We start from the raw sequence: 18,223 nt of genomic DNA, 5'->3' as shown, positions 1-18,223 counted from the left end.
GATCGAACCTAGTTGCGGAGGCGGGCGGCCCACCAGGGGGTTGTTCACAGCAACTGCCAAGCGTGCCCATAGGTCCGGGCGAGGCGGAACGCGCACCGTTGCTGAGGTGTCATCCAGGAGGGAACACCGGCGAACGGAGGCAGGGCATGAAACGGGAGACCGGCCGGCGAAGGGCGGCGTTGCTCACCGGGGCACTGGTGGTGGCGAGCGCGACCGGAACGGCTGCTGTGGCCGCCGCCGCATACGCGTCGGAAAGGTCGGCCTCGACGACCCCCGACGAGTCGGCGACGGCCACCACGACCGAGGAGTGGCCGGCGCTCTCCGACGACAGCGGCGGCACCAGCAGCAGCGGTGGCCAGGCGACTTCCGGAGGTTCCTGATGCCCCTGGTGGAATCCCTGCCGGTCGGCGCCGACACCGCGCAGTGGAACGTCTGGGGCACGGTGGCCCGGGTCGTCGTCTCCTCCCGGGCTGATGCCGCGTCGGCGGCGGGCGAAGCGGCAGGGATCGTTCGTGCCGAGCTGGCGGCCGCCGATGAGGCGTGCAGCCGGTTCCGCGAGGACTCCGAGCTGCGCGCGGCGTGCCGGGCCGGGCGGCCGGTCGTGGTCACCCCGCTGCTCGCTGCGCTGGTCGGCGCCGCGCTGACCGCGGCCCGCGAGACCGGCGGCGACGTCGACCCGACGGTGGGCGCGGCCCTGTGCGGCCTCGGCTACGACCGTGACTTCGCCGCCCTGACCGGCCGCCCGGTGGCGCCGGCGGTCCGAGTCTTCGCCACCCCCGACTGGCGGTCGGTGCGGCTGCGCGGCCGCGAGCTGACCGTGCCCGGCGGTGTCCTGCTCGACCTGGGCGCCACCGCGAAGGCTTTCGCCGCCGACCGGGCGGCAGCAAGGGTCGCCCGCGAGCTGGGCATCGGCGTGCTGGTAGCGCTGGGCGGCGACATCGCGACGGCCGGCCCGGCCCCCGACGGCGGCTGGCGGGTCCTGGTGCAGGACGGACCGGAAGACCCTTCCTGCACGGTACGGCTGCCGGCCGGCGCCGCCCTGGCCACATCGAGCACCGTGTCCCGCACGTGGGGCCGCCCCGGCGAGCTCCTGCACCACATCGTCGACCCACGCACCGGCCGACCGGTCCCGCGGGTCTGGCGCACGGTCTCGGTCGCCGCTACCTCGTGCCTGCGCGCCAATACCCTGACCACGGCCGCGATCGTCCGCGGCCACGGCGCCTCCGCCCTGCTCGGCCGCGCCCCGAGTCGCCTGGTCACACCCGCCCTGGAGGTTCTGCGCAGGGGCGGCTGGCCGACATGACCGACGCGCTCTGGTACTTCGGCCGCGGCAGCGGCGTGGTGTCGCTGGTCCTGCTGACCGTGGTCGTCGCGCTGGGCGTCGGGGCCCGCAGCGGCCGTACGGCGTTCGGCCTGCCCGCCTTCGCCGTGAACCTGGTGCATCGCAACGCCGCCCTGCTGGCCGTGGTGTTCCTGGTGGGCCACGTGGTGAGCCTGTTCTTCGACCCGTACGCCCAGCTGCGCGTCTTCGACCTGGTTCTGCCGTTCGCCGGCAACTACCGCCCGCTCTGGCAGGGACTGGGCACCCTGGCGTTCGACCTCGTGCTGGCAATCGTCGCCACCAGCCTGCTGCGCCACCGACTCGGCGCCCGCACCTGGCGACTCGTGCACTGGCTGGCCTACCTGAGCTGGCCGACAGCCCTGCTGCACGGCCTGGGCACCGGTTCGGACAACGGCGCTGTCTGGCTCTGGTCGATCTCGGCCCTCTGCACCGCCACGGTCCTGGCCGCCGTCGTCTGGCGCCTGACTCCCGGCTTCGGCCGCTTCCCCCAGCGGGCACCCCGTCAGGTCAACCCGCGGCTGCTCCCCACCCGGACCCGACCGGCTGAAGCCGGCACCCTCGAGGAGGCACGATGATCAGCGTTGCGGAAGCGCCGCCGGGGCGGCAGGTGCAGCTTCGGCTGCTGGCCGGGAGCAACGACGGGCGGCTGGACAGCCACCTTGCCCAGCACGGGCGCCTGCCGGTGCTCGAGACCAACCAGGTGATGGGGATGGCTCGGGATGCGGGGCTCACCGGGCGGGGCGGGGCCGGCTTTCCGCTGTGGCGCAAGCTCAGCGCGGTCGCGGCGGGTGGGCGGGCGCCGGTGGTGATCGCCAACGGGGCCGAGGGGGAGCCGGCCAGCGGGAAAGATCGCGCTCTGCTGACGTACGCGCCGAATCTGGTTCTTGATGGTCTGCAGCTGGTGGCGCTGGGGGCTCAGAGTGTTGTGCTCTACGCGCCGGCTGCCGGCCACCGGGCGCTGCGGGAGCTCCTCGACGCCCGTCGCGCGGCGGGGCTCGATCGGGTGCCGGTGCGCCTGGTCACGGCGCCGGATGCGTTTGTCGCGGGGGAGGAGTCGGCGGCCGCTGCGGCGGTGGCGGGCCGGGGCGCCGTGCCGGCCGACAAGCTGGTGCGTATCACCGAGTCGGGGCCGGGTGGCGCGCCGACGCTCGTGCAGAACGTGGAGACGCTCGCTCATCTCGCGATGATCGCCCGCTACGGGGCGGGGTGGTTCCGCGCGGCGGGCACGGCCGAGGAGCCGGGCACCTTTCTGGCCACCGTCAGTGGTGCTGTCGCCTCACCGGGAGTCGTTGAAGCTGGTTACGGGGTTGCCCTGGGTGACCTCATCGCGGCTGCGGGCGGTGCGAGCGCTCCGCTGAGCGCGGTGCTGGTGGGTGGCTATCACGGTGGGTGGGTGCCGGCTGAGGGAGCGCTGCCGGTCAGTCGCGCCGGTCTCATGCCGTACGGGGGAAGCCCGGGCGCCGGTGTGATCGTCGCCCTGCCGCGGAACGCCTGCGGCTTGATGGAGACGGCCCGCATCGCGGGATATCTCGCCGGGCAGGTGGCCGGTCAATGTGGACCGTGCGTCAACGGGCTGCCGCGGCTCGCGAGCACACTGACCGATCTGGCTCAGCTCCGGGCCCGCCCCGGCTTGCCGGCCGAGGTCGATCGGCTCGCGCGGCTGGTCACCGGCCGCGGCGCCTGCCGTCATCCCGACGGCACGGCCCGCCTGATCCACAGCGCGATGCGCGCTTTCGAAGCCGACGTCGCCGCCCACCTGACCGGCCGCTGCCTGGCCACGGACGCGCGCGGATGAGCCGCGCGACTCGGCGTGCCACAGCGATCGAAGTAGGAGGGGAGAGGCGATGAACCGGCTGCATGTCGACTGGACGGCCTGTGACGGGCGGGGGCTGTGTGCTGAACTGCTGCCCGAGTTGCTGGTCGAGGACGACTGGGGCTATCCGGCGCCACGAGGGGACATGAGCGTGCCGCCGGCGTTGGAGCCGGCGGCACGTCAGGCCGTGGACCGGTGCCCGGCCCTGGCATTGCGGCTGACCGCGCCCGCTTCATCGTGAAGACAGACCGGTCTGGTGGGCCGCGTTTCGTTTGCCGCGCATCTCTAAACTCGTCGGGTGCGCAAGTTTCTCGGGCTCTTCGTCGCTGTGGTCATCAGCGCCGCCGCCGCTCTCGCGGTGGTCCGGCTGGTTGCCCCGGCCGACGGCGATTCCGGCGTACGCCGCCAATTGGCTTACCTTCGGGCCGAGCTCGACTCCGGCGCCGCCGAGGACGCGCAACAGCTCTTCCCCGAGGGCTACTTCTTCTCGTACGCGCTGTACGGCCTCGCCTCGGTCGACGCCGGCCGGCTCGACGACGCGCGGTGGGCCCTGAGCCGACTCGAATCGGACGCCGGCCGTGCGCCGTTCAAGGGCGAGATGCCGCTGCAGTACGGCGTCTTCTACCGCGGCTGGATCAACTGGCTGCGCGGGGGCATCCTCTCCCGCGTACCGGAAGCCGCCCGTGACGCCGCCCAGGTGCGCGCCTTCGACGAGGACTCGGCCGCCATCGCCGCCGCCTTCGACGCCTCGCCGACCCCGTTCCTGGCCTCGTACCCGGGCCAGGCGTGGCCGGTCGACTCCACGGTGGCGATGGCCTCGCTGCGCCTGCACGACAAACTGCGAACCCCCGCGTACGACGTCACGGTGATCCGCTGGCTGGCCAACGTGCAGGCCCGTCTCGACCCCGCCACCCAGCTCATCCCGCACACGGCCGACGCCGACACGGGCGAGCCGACCTCCGGCGCGCAGGGCACGTCGCAGAGCATCATCAACCGCTTCCTGCCCGAGATCGACCCCGAGCTGGCGCGCCAGCAGTACACAAGATTCCGCACGTGGTTCCTCGCGGCGCCGCTGGGCCTCGGCCCCACCGTGCGCGAACACCCGGTCGGCACGGACGGCCCCTCGAACGTCGACTCGGGTCCCCTGGTTCTGGGGGTGAGCCTGTCAGCCACGGTCGTGACGATCGGCGCCGCCAAAGTCCACGGCGACGAGTCCCTGGCCGACGGCCTGGCCCGCTTCGGCGAGGTGGCGGGTCTGCCGGTCTACACGCCGGGCACCAAGAGGTACGCGTTCGGCGCCGCCCCCGTCGGCGACGCCTTCCTAGCCTGGTCCAAATCCGCCCGCCCCTGGGTGGCCGCCACGCCCGAGCCCCCGTCCCGGGTCCTCTCCCGCTGGTGGCAGCTCCCGCTCCTGACCCTGTTTCTGGCCGTGGGTCTGGCGCCGTGGCTGCTGGCCGCGGCCCTGCGCCGCCGTCGTTCCGGCGGGGAGCGCTGACAGCGCAGCCGATCAGGGTCACCCCTCGGGCGCTCGATGCAGCTGCGGCTGTCGCTCGCAGGGGTGGCGTTGCGCTGTTAGGCCGATTTAACCCGAAAAAAGCGTTCCGCCGCTAACGCGGCGATAAGCCGGTTAGATTACGGAAGGCGAGAAGCCGGATCTTTCTCGGCTTTCGCTGCTCAGGCCGGCCCAAGCCGGTCCTTGGAGCCCGCCCACGGTGCGGTACCCGAACAGGCAAACCCGCCGCAAGGCGGGGACGCAAAGCCAGGGGCCTCCCCCGACGGAGGCAGCCCAGCCGCCGAAGGAGAAACTAGACATGCGCTATCCAGAAGCCCATGCGGCCACGAGCGGCTCGGTACCGTTCGCGCTGCGTGGCTCCAAGTCCGTGCGGCGGATCCTCGCGGTCGCCGTCGCGGGCGCGATCGGCTTCGCGCCGGCCGTGATGGTCGCCTCGCCGGCCATGGCCGACCCCGGCGACATCAGCTTCGTCAGCAACTCCGACCAGACCGCCGAGGGCGGCCAGCTGTCCTACGACCTCGTCCGGGCCGGCGGCGCGGCGCTCACCGAGCTCACCGTGACGTGGACGGTGTCCGCGGGAGTCGACCCGGCGGCGAGCGACGACGACGTTCCTGACATCACCGGCGAGGTGACCTTCCCCGCGCGGTCCACCGTCTCGGCCGCGAACCAGACGGCCCGGATCGTCATCAACACGGTCGATGACAAGATCGACGAGAACATCGAGAACCTGGTGCTCACGGTCACCGGGGGCAACCCGGGCCCGATCGAGGCCACCGGCAAGATCACCGACAACGACGACGCGCCCGGTTACAAGATCTGGGCCGACTCGAACGAGATCGACGAGGACGCCGGCCCGGTCAAGGTGTGGGCCGTGCTCGACGGTGAATCGGGCAAGGATGTCACCATCCCGATCAGCACCGCGGCCGGCACGGCCAAGTCAGGCGCGACACAGGACTTCACGCCGCTGGCGGGCAACGCCGCGTTGACGATCGAGGCGGGTGCTCTGGAGAGTGCCCCGACTCCGATCTCGATCACGGATGACGACATCTACGAAGAGGCCAAGCAGAACTTCTTCGTCAAGGGTGCCGCTGACGAGAGCGTCTCCGGCACGCAGACAGCGACCATCGACATCGTCGACGACGAGGATCAGCCGGAGATCACTGTCGCTCAGACGCACGCGGATGAGGGCGACCCGCTGCTGTTCAACATCGGGCTCAGCGGTGTGTCGGAGCGCCCGGTCACGGCGCAGTGGCAGACCGCGGACGGCTTCGGCAAGGACCTCGACGCGCTGTCCCAGGCCACTCACGGCAAGGCCAAGGCGGGCGAGGACTACACGGCCGCTTCCGGCACCGTGACCTTCCGCGCGGTCAACGGCACCGACGACGTGAACCCGGCCGCCACGGCTCAGCGGGTCACGGTCCGGTCGACGCAGGACACGCTGGACGAGGCCGACCCCGAAGACATGAACGTCTGGCTGTCGGCCCCGACGATCGCCAAGCTGGGCGAGGACAGCGTGGGCACGGGCAGCATCGACGACGACGGTGACCTGGCTCCGACCCTGTCGCTGCTGCCGAGCACCACGCCCCAGCTCACCGAGGGGAACAACGGCCGTCAGCCGGTCACCTTCACCGCCAGGCTGAACAAGGCCTCCGGTAAGAGGATCGTCGTGGACTACTCCACGGCCGAGCAGACGAGTCAGGCTCAGCAGGGCCAGGACTTCATCACGGCCAAGGGCAAGCTGGTCTTCTGGCCCGGCGAGACCCAGAAGACGTTCACTGTCGACATCGTCGGTGACAAGGTGCACGAGGGCCTCGAGACCTTCGGCGTGAGCCTGAACAGTCTTGGTGTCGCCAACACCGCCGGCACCCTGGATGCCACCTACACCATCAAGGACGACGACGCGCTGCCCACGGTCAGCGTCTCGCCGATCACCTTGAAGGAGGGCAGCGAGGGCTGGGTGGCCACCCTGCCGGTCAAGCTCTCCGGGGCGACCGCCTCCGACACGGAATTCACCGTAGGCACGACCGAGCCGACGGCCAACCCCGCCACCGCGGGCGGCAGCGGGCCCGGTAGCAAGGATTACGTCCTTCCTGGGCAGCAAATGACCATCCCGGCCGGCCAGACCACCGGGTATGTCTACTTCGCGGTCAACGGTGAGGACGTCTACGAGCCGGACGAGAGCTTCACCGTCGCGGTCGAACCCGGTCTGCTGGCGAGCGTGACACCGGGTGAGAAGACGGCCCGGGTCACTGTCACCAATGACGACGCGGCGCCGTCGCTCGAGATCGTCAACGAGACGGTGTGGGAGGGCGAGGACGCTCAGGTCCACGCCGTGACCAACGGTGTGTCGCAGAACGACGTCGACGTCAACGTCATGGTCAAGGGCGGCTCGATCGGTGGCAGCACCGCCGCGACGGTGGACGACTTCACCGACCCGGGCACGATCAGCTCGGCCGTCCCCGGTGGCGTGTTCTCGGGCACCACGGTCGAGGTGGGCGACCCGTTCGCCGTCACGGCCGACGAGTACAAGGAGCCGAACGAGACGATTCTCGTCACCGGCAGCGGTGTCGGCGGCGTCGGCTCGGTGAAGAGCGGCGTCCTGACGATCGCGGCCGACGAGGGCAGCACGCCCGGCGGTCCCGGCGAGCCCGGTGAGGCCCCGAAGCCCACGATCTTCGCTCCGGCGTCTATCACCGGCGCGGGCCGGGTGTCGATCAGCGGTAAGGTCGCGCCGAACGCCACGGTTGAGCTGTGGGGTGCTCCGGTCAGTGGTGGCGACCTGAAGTGGATGGCCAACACCAAGGCCAGCACGGCCGGCGCCTACTCGTTCGCCACGTCGATCTCGCAGGGCACGCGTTTCGTCACGCAGTCCCAGAAGGTCAACTCCAACGAGGTGCGAGTCTCGGTCAACCAGTGGGTCTCCCTGACGGCGACCTCGCCTTCGGCGGGCCGTGTCTCGGTGGTCGTCAAGACCAGCCCGAACGCCTCCGGCCGCAAGGTCGTCGTTCAGCGCTGGACCGGCCCCAACACCTGGACCAACATCCTGGTGAGCAAGGCCAACGTGAACGGCGCCTACACCGCCACGACGGCCGCGCCCAAGGGCACGATCGCGCTCCGCGCCTGGGTCGACGGTGACCCGGCGATGGGCATCAACGGCCCGGGCTGGTCGGACATCGTCCGCCCGGTCATCAAGTAAGCACCAGCAATGAGACGGGGGCGGCCGATCGGCCGCCCCCGTTCCTTGTGTGAAGGCTCAGTCCACTTCGGCTACGGCCTGGGCGAACTGGGCCGAGTACAACCTCGCGTACGCGCCACCGGCGGCGATCAGCTCGTCGTGGGTGCCCTGTTCGACGATCCGGCCCTCCTCCATCACGAGGATCATGTCGGCGTCGCGGATCGTCGACAGGCGGTGGGCGATCACGAACGAGGTCCGGCCCTCGCGCAGGGTGGCCATGGCGCGTTGAATCAACACTTCCGTACGGGTGTCGACCGAGCTCGTCGCCTCGTCGAGGATCAGGATGCTCGGCTCGGCCAGGAACGCCCGGGCGATGGTGATCAGCTGTTTCTGGCCGGCGCTGACGTTCGAGCCCTCCTCGTCGATCACCGTGTCGTAGCCGTCCGGCAGCATCCGTACGAAGGGGTCGACGTGCGCGGCCTCGGCCGCCCGCACCACCGCGTCCATGTCGAACGAGTCGGCCCCGTACGCGATGTTCTCGGCGATCGTGCCGCCGAACAGCCACGTGTCCTGCAGCACCATGCCGATCTCCTCGCGCAGGACCGACCGCGGCATGGTCGCGATGTCGATGCCGTCGAGCAGGATCCGCCCCGAGGCCACGTCGTAGAACCGCATCAGCAGGTTCACCAGCGTGGTCTTGCCGGCGCCGGTCGGCCCGACGATCGCCACGGTCTGGCCCGGCGCGGCCTCGAGCGACAGGTGCTCGATGAGCGGCTTGTCGGGCACGTAGCGGAACGAGACGTCGTCGAACGCCACCCGTCCCCGCACGTCGCGGAGCCCGGCGAAGTCCGGCTCGGGGGACTGTTCCGGCGCGTCGAGCAGGGCGAACACCCGCTCGGCGGACGCCACGCCGGACTGGATCAGGTTGGCCATCGACGCGACCTGGGTCAGCGGCTGGCTGAACTGCCGCGAGTACGTGATGAACGCCTGCACCTCGCCCAGAGACAGCGAGCCGGACGCCACCCGCAGGCCGCCGACGACCGCCACCAGCACGTAGTTCAGGTTGCTGATGAACATCATGGCCGGCTGGATGAGGCCGCTGATGAACTGCGCCCGGAACGACGACGCGTACAGCTTGTCGTTGTGCTCCGCGAAGACCGCCGAGGCCTCGTCCTGCCGCCCGAAGACCTTGACCAGGGAGTGCCCGGTGAACATCTCCTCGATGTGGCCGTTGAGCTTGCCCGTCGTCGCCCACTGGGCCACGAAGTTGGGCTGCGAGCGCTTGCCGACCGCCGTCGTCACGAAGAACGACACCGGCACCGTGATCAGCGCGATCAGCGCCAGCAGGGGCGAGATCCAGAACATCGCGCCGAGCACGCCGATGATCGTCAACAGGGCCGTGGTCAGCTGGGCGAACGTCTGCTGCAGGGTTTGCGCGATGTTGTCGGTGTCGTTGGTGGCCCGGCTCAGCACCTCGCCGCGGGGCTGCTGGTCGAAGTACGACAGCGGCAGCCGGGCCAGCTTGGCCTCGACCTGCTCGCGCAAGCGGTAGACGGCCGTCTGCACAACGGTTGCCGTGATGCGGCCCTGCAGCACACCGAACAGCCACGCGAAGACGTAGATCAGCGCGACCCACATCAGCACCCGGGCCAGGCGGTCGAAGTCGATGCCCTGGCCGGGTGTGAAGTCGATCGCGCCGAGCAGGTCGGCCTGCGTGTTCTCGCCGCGGGCGCGCAGCGCGGCGATCGCCTCGGCTTTGGTGACGTCGCCGTCGACCATGTTGCCGACGACGCCGGCGAAGATGACGTCGGTGGCGCGGCCCAGCAGGTAGGGGCCGAGCACCGACAGGGCGACGCTGATCGCGCCGGCCACCATGACCACGGCAACCAGCAGGCGCTGCGGTTTCAGCAGTCCCAGCAGGCGCTTGGTGGACCCCTTGAAGTCCTGAAGTTTCTCGGTCGGGGCGGGGCCGGCCATCATGCGTACGGCGGGCGGGCCGCCCACGGGTGGGCCGGGCCGGCGGGCAGGGGCAGTCATACGGCGGCCTCCTCAGCGGTGAGCTGGGAGAGCACGATCTCCCGATAGGTGGCGTTGGAGGACATGAGTTCGGCGTGGGTGCCGGTGCCGGCCACCCGGCCGTCGTCGAGCACGATGATCCGGTCGGCGTCGCGGATGGTGCTCACCCGCTGGGCGACGATCACCACGGTGGCGTCGGCGGTGTGCTCGGCGAGCGCCGACCGCAGGGCCGCGTCGGTGGCGTAGTCGAGCGCCGAGAACGAGTCGTCGAACAGGTAGATCTCGGGCCGGTGGACGAGGGCCCGCGCGATGGCCAGCCGTTGCCGCTGGCCGCCCGACACGTTGGTGCCGCCCTGGGCGATCGGCGCGTCCAGGCCGCCCTCCATCTGTTCGACGAAGCCGCGGGCCTGGGCGATCTCGAGGGCCTCCCACAGCTGCTCGTCGGTCGCGTCCGGATTGCCGTACCGCAGATTGGAGGCGATCGTGCCGGAGAACAGGTAGGGCCGCTGGGGGACCAGGCCGACCAGCCGCGACAGCAGTGCCGGCTCGAGGTCGCGGACGTCGACGCCGTCGACCAGCACGGTGCCCGAGGTGGCGTCGAAGAGCCGTGGCACCAGGTTGAGCAGCGTGGTCTTGCCGCTGCCGGTGCTGCCGATGACTGCCGTGACCTCGCCCGGCCGGGCGGCCAGGTTGATCTCGCTGAGCACGGCCGTCTCGGCGCCGGGGTAGCAGAAGCCGACGTCGCGCAGGTCGAGCCGGCCGTGCTGGGGTACCTCGGTGACCGGGTCGGTGGCCGGCACCACGCTCGACTCGGTGCCCAGCACCTCCTCGATGCGTTCGGCGCAGACCTCGGCCCGCGGGATCATCACGAACATGAAGGTGGCCATCATGATCGACATGAGGATCTGCATGAGATAGCTGAGGAACGCGGTCAGCGCGCCGATCTGCATCCCGCCCGAGTCGATGCGGTGGCCGCCGAACCAGAGCACGGCGACGCTGGACAGGTTCACGATCAGCATGACCGTCGGGAACATCAGCGCCATCAGCTTGCCGACCCGGAGCGACACGTCGGTCAGCGAGGCGTTGGCGTCCTGGTAGCGGGCCTGCTCACGGTCGTCGCGGACGAACGCGCGGATCACCCGGATGCCGGTGATCTGCTCGCGCATGACCCGGTTGACCCGGTCGATGCGGGTCTGCATCGTGCGGAACAGCGGACGCATCCGCACGATGATCGCGGCCACCGTGGCCACCAGCACCGGGACGATGACCAGGAGCAGGGACGACAGCGGCACGTCGAGCCGCAGGGCCAGCACGATGCCGCCGACGCACATGATCGGCGCCGAGACCATCAGCGTGAAGGTCATCAGCACCAGCATCTGGACCTGCTGGACGTCGTTGGTGGTGCGCGTGATCAGCGACGGGGCGCCGAACTGGCCGACCTCGCGGGCCGAGAACTTCTGCACCTGCCCGAAGATCGAGGCCCGCACGTCGCGTCCCACGGCCATCGCCGTACGGGCGCCGAAGTAGACCGCGACGACCTGGGCGGCGATGCTGGCCAGCGTGATCGCGAGCATCCACCCGCCGATCCGCATGACGTAACCGGTGTCGCCCCTGACCACGCCGTTGTCGATGATGTCGGCGAACAGCGTGGGCAGATAGAGCGTGGCCAGCGTCTGGAGGAACTGGAAGAGCACGACGAGCGTGATGTCCCGCCGGTACGGGCGTAAGTAGGTTCGGAGCAGTTGGATGAGCACTACTGGGTCCCCCGTCGGAGCAGTCCGTCGAGCAGCAGGGAGACCGTCTCCTCGCCGCTGAAGTTGTCCGGGTCGCCGAACGGCCCGTACGTGTTGGCGCCGCAGAACAGCAGCAGCAGTGAGGCCACCGCCGCCGGTGGGCGACGCAGTTGGTCGGCGCCTTGGTTGATCACGTCGGTCAGGGCAGCCTGCAGGGACTGCCGGTTCGCGAGCATCTGCCCGGTGGCGTCGCCGGTGAGCAGCAGCTTCCGCGCCGCCGTCATGAGCTGGGCGTTTTCCGCGAATCGGGCGTGTATCAGCTCGGCCGCCCGGATCAGCCGCTCGCGCAGCGGCTGGGAGCGGTCGATCGCGGCCAGCGCGTCGAGCGTCGGCTGCGGGTCGAGCGCCTTGATCACCGAGCACACGACCAGCGACGTCTTCGTCTCGAAGACGCCGAAGATCGTGCCCTCGGCCACGCCGGCCGCCTGGGCGATCTGCCGGGTGCTGACGTCCAGCCCGTGCTCGTGCAGCAACGGGATGGTCGCGTCGATCAGGGCCGCGCGGCGCTCCTCGGGCGCGAGCGCGGGCACACGTCGTCGCTTGTTCTCCACGGCGACGACTGTACTGAGCGAGCACTCACTCATCCACTGACATTTGTCACGGGTCTCATGGAACCCTCAGGTGGCCGGGCGGGGGACCGATCGATGCGCCCGTGCAGCAGGATGAAATGGACGATCACACCGCTGAATACTGGGCACGCCAGCTCCGCATAGGTGCTGCCGTGGCCTCAGTCGTCACCGCCATCGGCGGCCTCCGGATCGCCATGGACTGGGAGGGCGCCGAACGCTGGTGGCTGTTGCCCGTGTTGCTGTCGGTGGTCGCCCAGGCCGCGATCGCGTGGCTGCCCTGGGCCCGCATCGTGCGCAGCCGGCGCACCCGCCGCTGGCTGACGGCCTGGTGGCTCGGCGAGATGCCGGTCATGCTGCTGTTCGGCTGGGTCGACCGGGACGGCTGGATGCTCTACGTGCCCGCCGTCGTGCTCCTGTTGATCACAGCGGCCGCGCTCTGGTCGCCCCGCTTCGTCATCGCGCTCGGGGTGATGTCGGTCGGCGGCTACGCCCTTCTGCTGCCGACCCGGGCCGGCACCAACTTCGGCACCACCGTTCTGCTGGTAGCGATGATGGGCTGCATCGTCGGCCTGACCGCGCTCCACGCCAAGAGCCGCCGCTCGCTGGACAGCCGCCGCCGGACCGCCGAACAGCGGGCCGAGACCCTGCTCGCGGCCTCGGCCGACGCGGTGATCGCCATCGGTCCCGACGGCATGGTCGTGTACGCCACCGAATCGATCACCCAGATGCTCGGTGTGCCGAAGCAGCGGCTGGTCGGCCGGAACTTCAGCGACCTGATGCCGTCCGACCGGGTCCTCCCGGCCCGGCAGTTCCTCGACGAACTGATCGCGCTGCCGCTCGGGCAGAGCCTGCGGTCCGAGTCCCAGCTGCAGGCGGCCGACGGCCGCTGGGTGTACGTCGACGTCCTGGCCACCAACTGGGTCGACGATCCCGGCATCGCGGCCGCCGTGGTGAGCCTGCGCGACATCGGCGCCCGCCGCGAGCTGGAGGAGAAGCTGCACGTCCAGGCGTTCACCGACTCGCTGACCGGCATGCCCAACCGGGCCCTGTTCCGGCAGCGGCTGGACGAGGCCGTGGCCGCCGACGACGACCGGCCGGTCACCGTGCTGCTGCTCGACCTCGACGACTTCAAGCTGGTCAACGACAACCTCGGGCACAGCGCGGGCGATGAGCTGCTGACCACGATCGCCGGCCGCCTGCGCCGCCACGTGCGCCCGGCCGACGTGCTCGCCCGTCTCGGCGGTGACGAGTTCGCCATCCTCATGCGCGACCTCGAGCCGGGCGACGCCGCCGCGCTGGCCGAACGGCTCGTCCGGACCATCCGCGAGCCGATCCGCCTGGGCAGCCGCGACATCACCTGCTCGCTGAGCATCGGCATAGCGACCTCCGCGGCCGGCGAACGCCCGGGTGACCAGCTGCTCGGCTACGCCGACCTGGCGATGTACGCCGCCAAGCGGGCCGGTCGCAACGGCTACGCGATCTTCGACCCGACCATGACGATGTCGGTGCTCGAGGAGGCCCAGCTGCGTGTCGACCTCGAGCAGGCGCTGGAGCACGACGAGTTCGCCGTGCTCTACCAGCCCGTCGTCGACATGCAGACGCAGAGCGTCAGCTCGGTCGAGGCCCTGGTGCGCTGGAACCACCCGCGCGACGGGCTGCTCAGCCCGTACCACTTCATCGCCGCCGCCGAGGCCAACGGCCTGATCGTGCCGCTCGGCCGGTGGGTGCTGCGGGAGGCCTGCGCCCAGCTCGCCCGCTGGCGTGCCGAGTCGCCCGCGGCGGCCGGTCTCAAGGTCAACGTCAACCTCTCAGCCCGTCAGTTCCAGTACGCCGGTCTGGTCGACGACGTCGCCGGAGCACTCCGCGACGCCGGCCTCGACGCCGCCTCGCTCACCCTCGAGATCACCGAGTCGATGCTGATGGAGGACATCGAGACCGCCAAGCGGACCCTGCACTCGCTGCGCGCGCTCGGCGTACGGCTGGCCATCGACGACTTCGGCACCGGCTACTCGTCGCTGAGCTACCTCAAGCAGCTCCCGGTCGACGTCATCAAGATCGACAAGACGTTCGTGGACGACGTCGACACCGACGCCGACGACGTGGCCCTGGTCGACGCGGTGGCCGGGCTCGGCCAGGCGCTGAAGATGCAGACCGTGGCCGAGGGCATCGAGACCGATGCCCAGTGGGCGACCCTGCGCCGCCTCGGCATCGACCACGGCCAGGGCTATCTGTTCGGCCGCCCGGCCGACCCGGAGCAGATCCGCACGCTGCTCGACGGGGTGAGCACCGTCTCGGCTTGAACCGCTTACCCTCACCCAGCGTGTACCTGTTGGTAGGTGCAACTCTGGGGTTAGGAAACGTCGTGTCGGTCAACAAGCACGTGCGCCGGGTCGCCGGCGGGGTGGTCACCACCCTCGCCGCCCTGTTCGTGTTCCTCGCGCTGGTGCTCCCGGACCAGATCACCCGGCTCCCACCGGGCAACTTCTGGCTCACCGCCCTGGTCCGGGTGCCCATCGAGGCGCTGCTCGTGATGGCGCTGCTGCTGGCGCTGCCGGCCCGGGCCCGGCGCATCACGGCGACCGCGCTGGGCGTGGGCCTCGGGGTGCTGACCGTTCTGAAGGTCATCGACATCGGCTTCTACGCCGTGCTGGCCCGCCCGTTCGACCCGGTGCTCGACTGGGTGCTGTTCAAGGACGGCTTCAACTTCCTCACCGACTCGGTCGGCCGGGGTGGCGCGCTGCTGGCCGCGGCCGGCGCCGTGCTGCTGGCCGCGGTGACGCTGGTCGCGATGACGTTCTCGGTCCGCCGGCTGAGCCGGGTCGTCGCCGCCCACCCCTGGCCCGTACGCGGAACGGTCGTCACTCTCTCGGCCGCCTGGGTCACCCTGGCCGTGATGAGCTTCCAGCTCGTCGGCGGCATCCCCGTGGCCAGCCAGAGCGCCGCCGAGCTGGCCCGCGACACCGTGCTCGCCGTGCCCCAGGACATCCAGGACCGCAAGGACTTCGCCCGCGAGGTGCAGGACGACGCGTTCAAGAACCTCCCCGACGACCAGCTGCTGAGCGCGCTCCGGGGCAAGGACGTGATCATCGGCTTCGTCGAGAGCTACGGCCGCGACGCCGTCGAGAACCCCGAGTTCAACCAGCCCGTGGTCGACCAGCTGCGCGCCGGGCAGGCCAAGCTGGCGGCCAAGGGCTTCCAGGCGCAGAGCGGCTACCTCACGTCGCCCACCTTCGGCGGCGGCAGCTGGCTGGCCCACTCGACGTTCCTGTCCGGCCTGTGGATCGACAACCAGAACCGGTACCGCAGCCTCGTCGCGACCGACCGCATGACGCTGACCTCCGCCTTCAAGCGGGCCGGCTTCCGCACCGTCGGGTTCGAGCCGGGCGTCACGTTCGCCTGGCCCGAGGGTCAGTTCTACGGCTACCAGCAGATCTACGACTCGCACACGCTGGGCTACCACGGCCCGGCGCTCAGCTGGTCGACGATGCCCGACCAGTTCGTGATGAAGCAGGTGCACGAGTACGAGTTCGGCAAGGCGAAACGCCCGCCGCTGCTGGCCGAGGTGACACTGACCTCGAGCCACACCCCGTGGACGCCGGTGCCGCCGATGCTCCCGTGGGACAAGATCGGCGACGGCCGGGTCTACGGCCCGTTGATCGAGGGCGCCCCCAACGCGCAACAGCTCTTCTCGGACGGCAAGAAGGTCAAGCAGGCGTACGCCGGGTCGATCGCCTACTCCGTCGACAGCCTGGTCTCGTACGTCGAGAACTACGGCGACGACAACCTGGTGCTCCTGCTGCTGGGCGACCACCAGCCGGCCTCGGTCGTGGTGGGCACCAACTCGACCAAGGACGTGCCCATCTCGGTCGTCGCCAAGGACCCCAAGGTGCTCGACCGGATCAAGAGCTGGGGCTGGACCGACGGCTTGACCCCGGCCCCCGACGCCCCGCTGTGGCCGATGAACGAGTTCCGCGACAGGTTCCTCACGGCATACAGTCCGCAAGGGGAGCCTCACTGAACGCAGAGTGACGTAGATCGCTATCACATGATCGACAGCGGTCTACCCGTGCGTAACTCCATTCCGTGACCAACTTCCGTCAAGATACGTTCCTGGTGGCCGCGAGGGGGCGTCCACCAAGGACGAACGGGAGTTCTCGTGGAGGAGCGTCAGCGCCCGTCCCGCGCCGACAGTCTCAGGCTGACCCACCTGCCGGAGGTGCGGTCGCGCAACCGCCCGGCCCCGCCGCCGCCGGCACCCGCGCCGCCGCCGCCACCGGCCCGCCGCAGGTCACGAAAGAGCTGGTGGCTGGTGTCGGGCATGGCGATCGCCGTGCCTGTGGCGGCCGGCCTGGTGGTCGCCTACCGAGCCACGACGGACGCCACGATTCCCGACCGCGGCGTGCCCCCGGTGGCGATCCCGACGGAAATAGTGGCCGGCGCCGGCCCGGCGCCGGCCTACTCCGCCGCCCCGCGGTCAGCGGTGGCGGCCCCGGCCAGTCGAGTGCCGTCATCGTCACCTTCGGTCACCGCGAAGCCGGCCTCGCCCAAGATCACCGCCCGGGCGAACCCGTCCCGGGCCAACCTCGCGCTGACCAGCACGGTCACAGCGAGCAGCGCCGAGGGTGGCGCCTGGGAGGCCGGCAACGCCGCTGACGGCGACCCGGCCTCCCGCTGGTCGAGCGGCTTCGCCGAACCCCAATGGCTGCGGGCCGACCTCGGTTCGCGCCGTGTCGTCAACGAGGTCACCCTGGTCTGGGAGCACGCGCACGCCGTCGCCTACCGCATCGACGTGTCCCCGAACGGCACACAGTGGCGCACAGTCTGGTCGACAACCGCCGGGAAGGGCGGCACGGTCCGCATCGACACCGACGGCGTGGCCGCGCGCTACGTGCGCATGTACGGCACGAAGCGCTCCAACAAGTACGGCTTCTCCCTGTTCGAGATGGAGATCCGCTAGCTCGGCCCGAGGCGAGCCCGCAGGAACTCGTACGCCCGCTCGCGCATCGCGGCCGTGAAGACGTGCCCGGCCTCGTACAACGCCAGCTCGACCCGATTGCCGAGCGCGCGCTGAAGCTCCTCGGCCCCGCGACTCCATTTGTCCTCGGTGCCGGCCGAGATCAGCAGCGCGGTCCGGTCGTCGTATGCGGCGATGACGTCCTCCAGATCGTGCTCGGCGGCGAATCCGGGCAGGACGAATTCCGCTTGGAGGCCGGTGTCGTGCGAATAAGAGTGACGGAACGGAATGCACCCGCAGTTCGAGACCGAGGCGGTGATTCTCGAGTCGTGAGCCGGCGCCCACAGGGCCATCCGGCCCCCGTACGAATGACCGAGAAACCCGATCCGGCTCGGGTCGACCTCGGGCCGCGACGTCACGTAGTCCAGCGCGGTGGAGATGTCGTGCAGGCAGGAAGCCAGGAGTGTCCGCCCGCGGACCAGGCGGGTGGACAGCTCGAACCAGGAGACGTTGGACGCGCCGTCCGGGCTCCAGTTGCGCTCCTCGAACCCGATCGCGTCCGGTGCGACGGTGACGAAGCCCCGCTCGGCGAGCTCAGCCGCGTACGCCTGATCCGGATCCCCGGCCAGCCCGACGACCTCGCTCTTGCCGAGATCGAAGCGCGAGGCGTGCTGGTGGTGGCAGAACACCGCCGGGGCCGGCCGGTCGAGGTCGTGGGGAACGCAGACGTACGCCGAGACGCGCTCGTCCGGGCCGACGGAGTAGCTGACCTTCTCGCGCGTGTAGCGACCGCAGTCGACTCGCTCGAGACACGTCCCATCGAGGTTGACCTTCGCCGGTAGCGGACCGAGAAACGCCTGAATCGTCACGGGACGATTGTCCGCTGACCCGTCCTGTGGACAACCCGGTGCCGCCCTCTGTGGACAACGCCACCCCCGTTCCCGCCCTTCGGCGTAGTCTGCCGCCCGGTGCCCTTGGGATGCTCCTATGGATTTCAAGTGGCGGGTTTTGGGTGCTCTGAGGTGATGAGTTGGTAGATCTCGCGGGC

General features: G+C 70.3%; 14 protein-coding genes and 1 riboswitch. Of the genes, 10 read left to right on the top strand and 4 right to left on the bottom strand.

Annotated elements, in window-relative coordinates; genetic code table 11:
- Nucleotides 1-146: 146 nt before the first annotated feature.
- The 7 genes from KXC43_RS48405 (at nucleotide 147) to KXC43_RS48375 (ending at nucleotide 7,864) form a co-directional block, all read left to right on the top strand.
- Entirely contained in the window at nucleotides 147-380 is a 234-nt protein-coding gene (locus tag KXC43_RS48405) for a hypothetical protein (RefSeq protein WP_221383080.1), read from the top strand.
- On the top strand, nucleotides 380-1,303 hold the full coding sequence (locus KXC43_RS48400; RefSeq protein WP_221383079.1) for an FAD:protein FMN transferase: 924 nt from the start codon (nucleotides 380-382) through the stop codon (nucleotides 1,301-1,303). Before KXC43_RS48405 ends, KXC43_RS48400 begins: the two co-directional genes overlap by 1 nt.
- On the top strand, nucleotides 1,300-1,917 hold the full coding sequence (locus tag KXC43_RS48395; RefSeq protein ID WP_255646118.1) for a ferric reductase-like transmembrane domain-containing protein: 618 nt from the start codon (nucleotides 1,300-1,302) through the stop codon (nucleotides 1,915-1,917). The genes KXC43_RS48400 and KXC43_RS48395 overlap by 4 nt, the downstream gene beginning before the upstream one ends.
- Nucleotides 1,914-3,137: an NADH-ubiquinone oxidoreductase-F iron-sulfur binding region domain-containing protein gene (locus KXC43_RS48390; protein ID WP_221383078.1), complete on the top strand. Its 1,224-nt coding sequence runs from the start codon at nucleotides 1,914-1,916 to the stop codon at nucleotides 3,135-3,137. Before KXC43_RS48395 ends, KXC43_RS48390 begins: the two co-directional genes overlap by 4 nt.
- Before the next feature lie 49 nt (nucleotides 3,138-3,186).
- On the top strand, nucleotides 3,187-3,396 hold the full coding sequence (locus tag KXC43_RS48385; protein WP_221383077.1) for a ferredoxin: 210 nt from the start codon (nucleotides 3,187-3,189) through the stop codon (nucleotides 3,394-3,396).
- 57 nt (nucleotides 3,397-3,453) lie between these two features.
- Nucleotides 3,454-4,650 carry a hypothetical protein gene (locus tag KXC43_RS48380; RefSeq protein ID WP_221383076.1) on the top strand — a complete coding sequence of 399 codons (1,197 nt, stop codon included), beginning with the start codon at nucleotides 3,454-3,456 and terminating at the stop codon, nucleotides 4,648-4,650.
- Nucleotides 4,651-4,873: 223 nt separating this feature from the next.
- A riboswitch (cyclic di-GMP riboswitch) is annotated at nucleotides 4,874-4,953 on the top strand.
- A gap of 13 nt (nucleotides 4,954-4,966) precedes the next feature.
- Nucleotides 4,967-7,864, top strand: a complete 2,898-nt coding sequence (locus KXC43_RS48375) for a Calx-beta domain-containing protein (RefSeq protein ID WP_221383075.1) — start codon at nucleotides 4,967-4,969, stop codon at nucleotides 7,862-7,864.
- A 57-nt stretch (nucleotides 7,865-7,921) separates the two neighbouring features.
- On the opposite strand, the gene KXC43_RS48370 is transcribed toward KXC43_RS48375, so the two are convergent.
- From KXC43_RS48370 to KXC43_RS48360, 3 genes are read right to left on the bottom strand one after another with little or no spacing between them, the layout of a single operon-like run.
- Nucleotides 7,922-9,880 carry an ABC transporter ATP-binding protein gene (locus tag KXC43_RS48370; RefSeq protein ID WP_221383074.1) on the bottom strand — a complete coding sequence of 653 codons (1,959 nt, stop codon included), beginning with the start codon at nucleotides 9,878-9,880 and terminating at the stop codon, nucleotides 7,922-7,924.
- Nucleotides 9,877-11,613, bottom strand: a complete 1,737-nt coding sequence (locus tag KXC43_RS48365) for an ABC transporter ATP-binding protein (RefSeq protein WP_221383073.1) — start codon at nucleotides 11,611-11,613, stop codon at nucleotides 9,877-9,879. Before KXC43_RS48365 ends, KXC43_RS48370 begins: the two co-directional genes overlap by 4 nt.
- On the bottom strand, nucleotides 11,613-12,203 hold the full coding sequence (locus KXC43_RS48360) for a TetR/AcrR family transcriptional regulator (RefSeq protein WP_221383072.1): 591 nt from the start codon (nucleotides 12,201-12,203) through the stop codon (nucleotides 11,613-11,615). The genes KXC43_RS48365 and KXC43_RS48360 overlap by 1 nt, the downstream gene beginning before the upstream one ends.
- Before the next feature lie 170 nt (nucleotides 12,204-12,373).
- Here KXC43_RS48360 and KXC43_RS48355 point away from each other — a divergent pair, with 170 nt between their 5' ends.
- The 3 genes from KXC43_RS48355 to KXC43_RS48345 all read left to right on the top strand — a co-directional run bounded on the left by KXC43_RS48355 (nucleotide 12,374) and on the right by KXC43_RS48345 (nucleotide 17,178).
- On the top strand, nucleotides 12,374-14,521 hold the full coding sequence (locus tag KXC43_RS48355) for a putative bifunctional diguanylate cyclase/phosphodiesterase (RefSeq protein WP_308129593.1): 2,148 nt from the start codon (nucleotides 12,374-12,376) through the stop codon (nucleotides 14,519-14,521).
- A gap of 62 nt (nucleotides 14,522-14,583) precedes the next feature.
- Complete coding sequence (locus KXC43_RS48350) at nucleotides 14,584-16,239, top strand: sulfatase-like hydrolase/transferase (protein WP_221383070.1); 1,656 nt, start codon at nucleotides 14,584-14,586, stop codon at nucleotides 16,237-16,239.
- Between the two features lie 138 nt (nucleotides 16,240-16,377).
- Nucleotides 16,378-17,178: a discoidin domain-containing protein gene (locus KXC43_RS48345; RefSeq protein WP_221383069.1), complete on the top strand. Its 801-nt coding sequence runs from the start codon at nucleotides 16,378-16,380 to the stop codon at nucleotides 17,176-17,178.
- Here the strand turns inward: KXC43_RS48345 and KXC43_RS48340 are convergent.
- A complete protein-coding gene (locus KXC43_RS48340) occupies nucleotides 17,175-18,044 on the bottom strand; it encodes a dienelactone hydrolase family protein (protein WP_221383068.1) in 870 nt (289 codons plus the stop codon). The two genes, KXC43_RS48345 and KXC43_RS48340, sit on opposite strands and share 4 nt — an antisense overlap.
- Nucleotides 18,045-18,223 lie beyond the last annotated feature (179 nt).

It is taken from the genome of Paractinoplanes polyasparticus, assembly GCF_019710575.1.
In the GTDB taxonomy this organism is placed as follows: domain Bacteria; phylum Actinomycetota; class Actinomycetes; order Mycobacteriales; family Micromonosporaceae; genus Actinoplanes; species Actinoplanes polyasparticus.
This window is presented reverse-complemented; position numbering and strand designations above follow the sequence as displayed.

What these genes read in the sequence shown, in the direction of transcription:
- KXC43_RS48405 (WP_221383080.1), top strand. Translation starts at nt 147, where the DNA reads ATGAAACGGGAGACCGGCCGGCGAAGGGCGGCGTTGCTCACCGGGGCA.
- KXC43_RS48400 (WP_221383079.1), top strand. Translation starts at nt 380, where the DNA reads ATGCCCCTGGTGGAATCCCTGCCGGTCGGCGCCGACACCGCGCAGTGG.
- KXC43_RS48395 (WP_255646118.1), top strand. Translation starts at nt 1,300, where the DNA reads ATGACCGACGCGCTCTGGTACTTCGGCCGCGGCAGCGGCGTGGTGTCG.
- KXC43_RS48390 (WP_221383078.1), top strand. Translation starts at nt 1,914, where the DNA reads ATGATCAGCGTTGCGGAAGCGCCGCCGGGGCGGCAGGTGCAGCTTCGG.
- KXC43_RS48385 (WP_221383077.1), top strand. Translation starts at nt 3,187, where the DNA reads ATGAACCGGCTGCATGTCGACTGGACGGCCTGTGACGGGCGGGGGCTG.
- KXC43_RS48375 (WP_221383075.1), top strand. Translation starts at nt 4,967, where the DNA reads ATGCGCTATCCAGAAGCCCATGCGGCCACGAGCGGCTCGGTACCGTTC.
- KXC43_RS48370 (WP_221383074.1), bottom strand. Translation starts at nt 9,880, where the DNA reads ATGACTGCCCCTGCCCGCCGGCCCGGCCCACCCGTGGGCGGCCCGCCC.